This window comes from Streptomyces endophyticus (assembly GCF_035798155.1).
In the GTDB taxonomy this organism is placed as follows: domain Bacteria; phylum Actinomycetota; class Actinomycetes; order Streptomycetales; family Streptomycetaceae; genus Streptomyces; species Streptomyces endophyticus.
Window position 1 is genome coordinate 1 of the sequence record NZ_JAOZYC010000159.1, and the last position, 480, is coordinate 480.

General features: G+C 63.8%; 1 protein-coding gene and 1 pseudogene. Both read right to left on the reverse strand.

Going from position 1 to position 480, the window contains the following annotated elements; translation table 11 throughout:
• Window positions 1–239, reverse strand: a pseudogene (locus tag OKJ99_RS32250) (IS30 family transposase); the annotation flags it as partial.
• 17 nt (window positions 240–256) lie between these two features.
• A partial coding sequence (locus OKJ99_RS32255) for a hypothetical protein (RefSeq protein ID WP_326021540.1) occupies window positions 257–480 on the reverse strand: 224 nt, incomplete at its 5' end.

Sequence of the window (480 nt, forward strand, 5' to 3'; positions counted from 1 at the left end):
TTGGTGTTCTCGCAGGAGCCACGCTGCCAAGGGCTGTGCGGGTCACAGAAGTACACCATCACGCCCGTGTTGGCCGTCAGCTCAGCATGGCGCGCCATCTCCTTGCCCTGGTCGTAGGTCAGGGTCTGGCGCATCGGCTCAGCAATGCTGCGCAGCTTGGCCGTGAAGCCTTGCAGCGCAGAGGCGGCCGTCGCATCGGCCAGCTTGATCAGCATCACCAGACGCGAGCTGCGCTCGACCGTCCAAGCACGGGGCGTCAAGTAATGCGGGCATTGCCTATGAATAAACCCCTGAAGCTGATGGCATTTGCCGCGTTGGCTATGCTGGTTGCCAGTTGTTCCACCAGTCGTGCGCCAACGCAGAAGTCGTCCACCGCCGTACGCTCGGCGCCGGGGCTGGACATCAACCGTGCCCACAAGGATGGCGCGCCATGGTGGGACGTCGACGTTTCACGCATCCCGGACGCCACGCCAACCCTGC